The organism is Vibrio sp. V03_P4A6T147 (genome assembly GCF_002241085.1).
GTDB lineage: Bacteria > Pseudomonadota > Gammaproteobacteria > Enterobacterales > Vibrionaceae > Vibrio > Vibrio anguillarum.
Map to the genome: position 1 here is coordinate 1 of NZ_NDIO01000270.1, position 7,977 is coordinate 7,977.

Here is a 7,977-nt window from a genome sequence, read left to right on the forward strand (position 1 = left end):
GGTTGGTTCTATATAAGTCATTCTAATCATCCTTGTTATTGCTTAGATGATCAGATCATGAAACATAAAATTAGTTCAAAAAAATCCCCAAGCAGAGGCTTGGGGATTTGTGTATAAGAGACAGGGTTAGGGTGGGGTGTTTAAGTAGCGACAAATATCCTCAACAACATCATCAAGTTGTATTCGTACTTCCTCGTTTGTATACCGTAAAACACGAATGCCAAATTGCTCTAGATAATCAGTTCTTGCTTGGTCGTAGATATAAGAAGACTCGCTGAAATGAGAGTCACCATCGATTTCAATCACCAGCCGATGGCTTGGCGCATAAAAATCCACGATATAAGGACCAATACCAAACTGACGGCGAAATTTAGTGCCTAGTTGTTGGCATCGTAACTTTGCCCACACACTTTGTTCTGATGCTGTAGCGTTAGTACGCAATGTTCTACGCCGCATTTTTGTCGATTTAGGATTAGATTCCATTCTATTTCCTTTATTTTCTATTCCTCATCCCTGTTTTCAATGACGCCGTGTGTTTTCTTCCAACGTTCCCAGCGCTGGTAAGCGAGCTGCTGCATGTCGGTGGTTTTATCTGCTTCATCAATGATCTCTTCACCCAGTAGGTATTCAAAAATATCCTCTAAGGTCAGAATGCCTTGTACTGTGCCGTATTCATCAACGATTAACGACAATTGCAGCCGTTTTTGCATCATTTGATCAAACGCCTTTAATAAGCTCATTTTGTTGAGCAGCGCATGAAGCGGCCTCATGACTTCTTCTAAACGTTTACTTCCTTGGCCCTTTTGTTGCAGTTTAAATAGCTCTAAGCGATGCACAAAACCGATGATGTCCTCTTTGCTTTCGCCATAAATAAGCGGACGCGAGAAGGGCGTATCTCTATGTTGCACAAGAAACTCGTCGATAGTGAGTTGCGCGCTGGCGCGAAACAAAACCGGGCGCGGTGTCATCACTTGAGTCACTGGGACGTGTTGGATAGCCAACAAGTTATTGAGTATTTTTGATTCGCCATCGGCAAACTCACCGCTTTCATTGGCCAGCATGGCCATCGCGGAGAGTTCATCACGCATTTTGGGCGCTTCATGGTGACGCGCTAAGCGTTTGGTGATCTGCTCTGAAAACCAGACAAAAGGTGTCAGCGCCCACACCATCCAGCGTAAAACCACCGCAGAAGCTGGCGCAAGTTGACGCCAATAGGTCGCACCAATGGTTTTCGGTACGATTTCCGACAACACCAAAATGCCTAGAGTTAGCACCGCAGAAAATACGCCGAGCCATTCGCTACCAAATACGACCGCCGCTTGTGCACCTGCGCTGGCGGCACCGATGGTGTGAGCAATAGTGTTGAGCGTGAGAATCGATGCTAAGGGACGGTCAATGTCCGCTTTGAGCTTGCTTAATTTATCAGCTGAAGGGTGAGCGTTTTGGCGCAATTGAGCAAGGTAGCTTGGTGTGATGCTCAGTAGCACAGCTTCAAGAACCGAACAGATAAAAGAGACACCGATGGCAACGGCAATATAAACCGTAAGCAAAAACATGATTGTTCCTTAGTTTTAATCTATACCAAATCAATACTGCGTTGAGCTTGCTCCATGCCAATGTCGGTCATTGGAGGCTCTACCTGCGTAGGATTGCACTGATATATTAGGTCGCTTAAGTGACCTGAAATATCAGGTATCCAAGCATAAGTACGCTATAAATAAGGGCTTACAGCGTCAAAAACAAGCGGATATTCTTTGTCAATCAGTAACAAATTGTGAGTTATTGCTCATATTGTGGTTAAAAGTGCGGCATAGAGACAAAAGATCAGCGACAAACCTTTGCCAGACGGGGGCTTTATGTTTTAGAGTGAGGTCAATTCGATAACACATGAGAAGGGAAACCTAATGAACAAGACCCAATTAATCGACTTTATCGCTGAAAAAGCAGACTTATCTAAAGCACAAGCAAAAGCTGCTCTTGAAGCGACTTTAGGCGCAGTTGAAGGCGCTCTCAAAGAGGGTGACCAAGTTCAACTAATTGGTTTTGGTACATTCAAAGTAAACCACCGTGCAGCGCGTACTGGCCGTAACCCTAAAACAGGTGCTGAGATTCAAATCGCAGCAGCTAACGTTCCAGCATTTGTAGCCGGTAAAGCACTGAAAGATTCAGTGAAATAATTTATACTACGCCGAGATACTCTCTCGGCGTAGATTTCTCCCATGAAAAAAATTCTTTTATCCATTCTATTTCCCCTAGTCTTAGTGGGGTGCTCCTCTTCTAGCCATACGCCTAGTCTCGAACAATATTCCAATTATACCAGTGGGCAAACCATGGGTGATGCCACCAGTTTTTATTGGTATATCGAGCGTTCAGCCTCTCCAAACAGCGCCGCCGATTATGTCGCATCAGGTGATTATGGTTGGTATAAAACCAATTATCGCTGGGATGAAGGGACATTAAGAGAGCTCAAGCGCGAAGGTGAGCAGCTACAAAAAAAATCGCTGGTACCTTACTCGGTTCACTTACGTTTTAATGACGCTGGTGAAGCAATTTATCAACAATACCGTGTCGATGGAAAAATACTGCCACTTGATGAAGAGCAGCTTTCCCATTACCTGCAACAAGCACAATACCTGATCTCAGAAACCAAAAATAAAGACAACCAAGGGTTAGAACTGATTCAAGGAGTGTGGGATGGCGAAGTGTTTGAAACCTGTACGGGTCATGAATACACGCAGATGGAATTTAACCAAACGCTACCCAGTTTTGTGGTCAGTCGTTTAGCATCATTGGATAACTACATCGCCTTTTTAGGTAAAATCCGCAATAACCGTGTCTATATCGAAGAGCTATTAATGCTTGCTGATGAGAATCATGGCTGTGTCGACAAACCGCAATTGTTGAAGTGATGATTAAGTTCATCTCGAAGTGGGTTTAGCACCAAGCTAATACAGAAGTATGAACATGAAGTATAAAAATAAGGCGCTCAATGAGCGCCTTATTGGATCATAACCTAGCTTTGTCGTTGTTATTTTGTTGTCTGTTGTTCACGAGCTATCGCGCGGTAGCCAATATCGCTGCGATAGAACATGCCATCCCAGTTGACCTGTTTGGCTAATTGGTAAGCGCGCTGCTGCGCTTGTGAAACCGTGTTACCAAGTGCGGTTGCGCATAACACGCGACCACCGTTGGTGACGACTTCTCCAGCTTGGTCGCTTGTGCCTGCGTGGAAGATTTTCTCACCCGCGACTTCTTGCGTTGGTAAGCCAGAAATAACATCCCCTTTCGCGTAGTCGGCAGGGTAACCGCCAGCGGCCAAAACAATACCGATAGAAGCGCGTGGGTCCCATTTTGACTCCACTTGATCGAGTTTGCCTTCCAGTGCGGCAAAGCAGAGTTCGACCAAATCCGATTGCATCCGCATCATGATCGGCTGAGTTTCAGGGTCACCAAAGCGGCAGTTGTACTCAATCACTTTCGGTGTGCCTTGTGCGTCAATCATCAGCCCAGCGTACAGAAAACCTGTGTAAGGGTTGCCTTCTGCCGCCATACCGCGCACCGTTGGATAAATCACCTCTTGCATCACGCGCTCATGGATCTCGGGCGTGACCACCGGAGCTGGCGAGTAAGCGCCCATGCCGCCAGTATTGGGGCCAGTGTCTTTATCACCGACGCGTTTATGATCTTGGCTGGTGGCCATAGGGAGAACATTTACACCATCGACCATGACAATGAAGCTCGCTTCTTCTCCATCTAAGAACTCTTCAATCACCACGCGGCTGCCTGCATGACCAAAGGCATTGCCTGCGAGCATATCTTGAATCGCGTCTTCGGCCTCTTGTAGCGTCATCGCCACAATGACCCCTTTGCCAGCGGCAAGGCCATCGGCTTTGACCACAATCGGCGCGCCTTGCTGGCGGACGTATGCCAAAGCAGGTTCAATTTCTGTGAAATTAGCGTAAGCCCCAGTAGGAATATGATGACGAGCTAAGAAATCTTTGGTGAACGCTTTAGATCCTTCGAGCTGCGCTGCCGCTTGAGTCGGGCCAAAGATGGGTAAATCCGCCTTACGGAAAGCATCCACCACGCCAAGCACTAAGGGTGTTTCTGGGCCAACAATGGTCAGTTCAATACGTTTTTCTTGAGCAAAAGCGACCAAACCAGCAATGTCTTCCACTGCAATGTTGACGTTCTCAAGTTTAGGCTCAAGCGCTGTGCCCGCATTACCCGGAGCAACAAAGACAGTTTTAACATTTGGGTTTTGAGCGACTTTCCAACCCAGAGCGTGCTCACGACCGCCAGCACCTATAATCAGAATGTTCATCTATGAGTATCCTTTAACGTATAGAGTTTGTTTGTTGCCATTTACCCCCTCCTAACCTCCCCCTTAAAGGGGGAGGAACTTAGATGACAATATCTCCCCTTGAAGGGAAGGAACTTGGAGAGCAATACCTCTTCCTAAAAGTTAGGTAAGGTCACCTCGTTCTATTCTCCCTCCCCTAAAAGGGAAGCAAGGTCACTTGGTTTCTATTCCCTCCCCTTCTAGGGGAGGGCTAGGGTGGGGTAAGGTTTTTAGTGACGGAAGTGACGCATACCAGTAAAGATCATCGCCATGCCGTGTTCATCGGCGGCGGCAATCACTTCGTCATCGCGCATCGAACCGCCTGGTTGAATCACACACTTGATGCCCGCTTGCGCCGCAGCATCAATGCCGTCACGGAACGGGAAGAAGGCATCAGAAGCCATCACACATCCTTCTACTTGCAAACCTTCATCAGCCGCTTTAATGCCCGCAATTTTGGCTGAATAAACGCGGCTCATTTGGCCTGCGCCCACGCCAACAGTCATGTCACCTTTTGAGTAAACAATCGCGTTTGATTTGACGTATTTAGCTACTTTCCAGCAGAAAAGAGCATCTTTGATCTCTTCTTCACTCGGCTGGCGCTTGGTTACGATTTTGAGATCATCAAGGCTAACCATGCCTTGATCGCGATCTTGCACCAGCAAGCCACCATTGACGCGTTTCACGTCAAAACCGGTGGTTTTCGCTGACCACTCACCGCACTCAAGCAGGCGCACATTTTTCTTCGCCGCAACCACTTCAATCGCTTCCGCTGAAACAGTTGGTGCGATGATCACTTCAACAAACTGGCGCTCAACAATCGCCGCTGCGGTTTGTGCGTCTAGCTCGCGGTTAAAAGCGATGATGCCACCAAAGGCAGAAGTAGGGTCGGTTTGGTAAGCACGGTTGTAGGCTTGAAGAATATCGCTGCCCAAGGCAACGCCACATGGGTTGGCGTGTTTGACAATCACACACGCTGGCTCAGAGAACTCTTTCACACACTCAAGGGCGGCGTCGGTATCGGCGATGTTGTTGTAAGAGAGCGCTTTACCTTGGAGTTGGCGTGCAGTAGAGACTGACGCTTCCTCTGGGTTGGCTTCCACGTAGAAAGCGGCCGCTTGGTGACTGTTCTCACCGTAACGCATGTCTTGTTTTTTCAGGAATTGTTGGTTGAAGGTGCGCGGGAATTTGCTCTCTTCATCACCCTTCTTTCCTTCTTCATCAAGTAAAGAGGCTCCATAGGATGGAACCATAGTGCCGAAGTAGTTGGCGATCATGCCATCGTAAGCAGCGGTGTGTTCAAAAGCGGCAATCGCAAGGTCAAAACGTGTTTCGAGTGTTAGCGAATTGTCGTTCGCATCCATCTCGGCAATGACACGGTCGTAGTCATATGCATTCACCACTATGGTCACATCTTTGTGGTTTTTCGCCGCAGAACGCACCATAGTTGGCCCACCAATGTCGATATTTTCTACCGCATCAGCTAGGGTACAACCTGCTTTAGCAACGGTTTCGGCAAACGGGTAAAGGTTGACGACCACCATATCAATCGGCTTAATACCGTGTTGTTGCATGATGTCGTCATCTTGACCGCGGCGGCCCAGCACGCCACCGTGTACTTTCGGGTGCAATGTTTTTACGCGACCGTCCATCATCTCAGGAAAACCGGTGTAGTCAGAAACTTCTGTAACAGCAATACCTTGGTCTGCTAATAAGCGAGCGGTGCCACCAGTAGAAAGAATATCGACACCGCGCTTCGCGAGAGCTTGAGCGAACTCAACAATGCCGGTTTTGTCTGATACGCTGATCAATGCGCGGTGAATAGGACGAGCGTTATTCATGCTTCGGTCTTCCTCAAATCATGGAGTTAATAGGAAATTTGATGGCGCACATTCTAACCAAACAATCATCAAAAAGCTCGCGCAATCGTTTGGCATCGCAAAATTTTTTATAAAAACGGCGATATTGGGTATTAAACGTAATAAAAACGTTAAAGGAGAATGAGATGTTTCAAATTGGAGAGCTCGCCAAACGCTGTAAAGTTTCAACCGATACGCTGCGTTTTTATGAAAAAAATGCGCTAATAAAACCGGCGGGGCGCAGTGAGTCTGGTTATCGTTTATATAATCAAAAAAATCAGCAGCAGGTGAGTTTTATTCTCAAAGCCAAAGAGCTAGGGCTCAGTTTGGATGAGATCAAAGAGTTATTGGAAATAAAGCTGGAAGCGACCGAACACAGCTGTGCAGAAGTGAAATCGATCACCAGCGCTAAGCTGGTGGTGATTGATCAAAAAATCGCCGAGTTAACGGCGATTCGTCAAGCGCTAAAAAAAATCAACGATGCGTGCTGCGGTCATATAGACGACAACGCCAGCCACTGCTCAATTTTAGCGGCATTGGAGTGATCTCATCAGCCGATAAGGCGTGAGTTGCTCACACTTTAAAATGGCTAATGCTCTGTTTCAGTTGTTGGCCACTGTCTGAGAGATATTGACTGGCTGTCGACACTTGATCGGCTTGGGCTGCAGCTTGGGAGCTGTGCTCGGCAATATGAGTCAGATTGCGATTAATCTCTTCTGTAGCGGTGGTTTGCTGGGCGCTTGCCTCAGCAATATGTTCATTGAGTGAGAGAATCTGTTTTACTTGCTCGTCGATCTCATTGAGCACTTGCTGCGCTAAAACGGCTTGTTGCTGTGTGGCGGTTGATTGTTGCTGCGTTTGAGCCATAAATTCTCCCAGCTCTTTTGCGCGAGCCTGTAATCTATTGATTATCTGCTCTATCTCGTTGGTACTGGTTTGAGTACGCGTTGCCAGCGCCCGTACTTCATCCGCGACGACCGCAAAGCCTCTCCCTTGTTCACCAGCACGCGCTGCTTCAATCGCCGCATTCAGGGCCAATAAGTTGGTTTGTTCGGCTATCCCTTGGATGACCGCCAGTATCGCTCCGACATCTTGCGTCTCTTTCGCGAGGTTTTTAGTGGTAGTGTCAGTGGTGGTCAGTAGTGCAGACAAGGAGTCCATAAAATCAGAAGCTTTGCCAATCACCGAGCTGCCTTCTTTGCCTTTGCTGCTGGCCGTATGCGCGGCTTTCGCGGCACTACTTGCCGCATTAGCCACTTCTTGATTGCTCGCATGCAGTTCGTTCATCGCTGATGCGACTGTATCGACGGATTGCTGCTGCTCTAAGGCTTTGATTGAGGCATGTTGTGAGAGTTGAGTAAGCTCATTTGCCGAGTGGTTAACATTGTCGGTGATCGGTGTGATATTGGTAATGGTATGACGAATCTTCTCTGTGAACTCATTGAAGGCTTGCGCTATGTGTGACAGCTCATCACTACCTTGCACCGAGAGCTGTTTGGTTAAATCACCGTCGCCTTTGGCGATTTCTTCGAGTGCCTGTTTGGTTTCTTCACACGGTTTAGTGATGCTATTTCCTATCACTACTGAAAGAATCAGCATCACAATAATAACGAGGCTAAGAATGAGCAATATCGATTGTAGGCGTTGCCAAATCAACGCATTGACATCGTCGATGTAGACTCCAGAACCGAGGATCCAACCCCAAGGTTTAAATAATTTTACATAAGAGATTTTACCCACATCGACGCTAGAACCTGGTTTGGGCCACATATAGTC

Annotated in this window: 8 protein-coding genes; 3 read left to right on the forward strand and 5 right to left on the reverse strand. The window is 47.3% G+C overall.

The genetic code is table 11. From position 1 onward, the window contains the following. Nucleotides 1–126: 126 nt before the first annotated feature. The gene (locus B9J84_RS10655) at nucleotides 127–483 is read right to left on the reverse strand and encodes an endonuclease domain-containing protein (protein ID WP_017042616.1); all 357 of its coding nucleotides are present in this window, start codon (nucleotides 481–483) and stop codon (nucleotides 127–129) included. A 17-nt stretch (nucleotides 484–500) separates the two neighbouring features. Continuing rightward, nucleotides 501–1,556, reverse strand: coding sequence for a CNNM domain-containing protein (locus B9J84_RS10660; protein ID WP_094124094.1), 1,056 nt, complete (start codon nucleotides 1,554–1,556; stop codon nucleotides 501–503). Between the two features lie 348 nt (nucleotides 1,557–1,904). On the opposite strand from B9J84_RS10660, the gene hupA reads away from it, so the two are divergent. Further along, entirely contained in the window at nucleotides 1,905–2,177 is a 273-nt protein-coding gene (gene hupA, locus B9J84_RS10665) for a nucleoid-associated protein HU-alpha (RefSeq protein WP_010320328.1), read from the forward strand. 42 nt (nucleotides 2,178–2,219) lie between these two features. Next, complete coding sequence (locus B9J84_RS10670) at nucleotides 2,220–2,909, forward strand: DUF1481 domain-containing protein (protein ID WP_017046802.1); 690 nt, start codon at nucleotides 2,220–2,222, stop codon at nucleotides 2,907–2,909. Nucleotides 2,910–3,028: 119 nt separating this feature from the next. Here B9J84_RS10670 and purD read toward each other — a convergent pair whose 3' ends face one another. Together purD and purH are read right to left on the reverse strand one after the other, a co-directional pair. Then, nucleotides 3,029–4,324: a phosphoribosylamine--glycine ligase gene (purD, locus tag B9J84_RS10675; protein WP_094124095.1), complete on the reverse strand. Its 1,296-nt coding sequence runs from the start codon at nucleotides 4,322–4,324 to the stop codon at nucleotides 3,029–3,031. A gap of 248 nt (nucleotides 4,325–4,572) precedes the next feature. Then, on the reverse strand, nucleotides 4,573–6,183 hold the full coding sequence (gene purH, locus B9J84_RS10680) for a bifunctional phosphoribosylaminoimidazolecarboxamide formyltransferase/IMP cyclohydrolase (protein ID WP_094124096.1): 1,611 nt from the start codon (nucleotides 6,181–6,183) through the stop codon (nucleotides 4,573–4,575). 164 nt (nucleotides 6,184–6,347) lie between these two features. On the opposite strand from purH, the gene zntR reads away from it, so the two are divergent. Then, nucleotides 6,348–6,746, forward strand: coding sequence for a Zn(2+)-responsive transcriptional regulator (gene zntR / locus B9J84_RS10685; RefSeq protein ID WP_017046798.1), 399 nt, complete (start codon nucleotides 6,348–6,350; stop codon nucleotides 6,744–6,746). 28 nt (nucleotides 6,747–6,774) lie between these two features. On the opposite strand, the gene B9J84_RS10690 is transcribed toward zntR, so the two are convergent. Beyond that, nucleotides 6,775–7,977 (reverse strand): methyl-accepting chemotaxis protein (locus tag B9J84_RS10690; RefSeq protein ID WP_094124097.1); only part of this gene is annotated, 1,203 nt, incomplete at its 5' end.